The 785-nt window shown below is 59.1% G+C and carries 1 protein-coding gene; it reads left to right on the plus strand.

The genetic code is table 11. The features are described from left to right. On the plus strand, positions 1 to 785 hold a 785-nt coding region (locus FE394_RS20150; protein ID WP_319927916.1), incomplete at both ends, for a conjugal transfer protein TraG N-terminal domain-containing protein.

The raw sequence follows: 785 nt of genomic DNA on the forward strand, positions 1-785 counted from the left end.
TTGTTGTTTAAAATCATGGCGCTGTGGCTGAAAATCCGTGAAGACAGCGTGGAAGAAGGCAATGCGGGGCTCCGGTCGCTCTCCCGTCTCGAAAATACCCTGTACGGGGCGTTCTTTGTCATGATCGCCTGTTGTGTTCCGCTGGTTCAGGTCAGCCTCAGTACCCTGCAATATGATCCGTCCCGGGCCAGAACCTGCGGCACCTGGACGCCGAAATCACCACAGGAAACGGGGTATGCGCCGGTGATTTCCAGTCTGGGCGAACACACGGCTGCCGTGCCAGTCTGGTGGGCGGTGGTGCACCGGTTATCGAAAGGACTGACCCAGGCGGCGATCGCGTCAGTGCCCTGTCGCCCGGATCTGCGGCAACTGCGTTTTGAAGTGCAGCATACCCGTATTGCCAACGCCGCCCTGGCAGCAGAATTGCAGGATTTTACCCACGATTGCTATGCCCTGGCGCTTTATCAGTGGAAACAACGCGATCAGGGGCAAACTGATGATCCCGCGGTGCTGAAGGATATCGACTGGCTGGGGAGTCAGACGTTCCTGTCGGGGGATTACACTATGCTGCAATCACGGACACCCAGAGCGCATTTTCCGTGGATGGCGAGCTGGGACAATGGCCGGCCCGATACAGGCCGGGGTGGCTATCCCACCTGTAAAGTCTGGTGGTCAGCCCCGCAAACCGGACTGGAAGCCCGGGTGCTGGCACAGGCTGATCCGGGGCTGTGGCTGCGTTTGTCGGCGGCCCTGAAAATGCCGGGTAAGGGAAGCCGTGAATATAA

It is taken from the genome of Xenorhabdus littoralis (assembly GCF_033949345.1).
GTDB classification, from domain to species: domain Bacteria; phylum Pseudomonadota; class Gammaproteobacteria; order Enterobacterales; family Enterobacteriaceae; genus Xenorhabdus; species Xenorhabdus littoralis.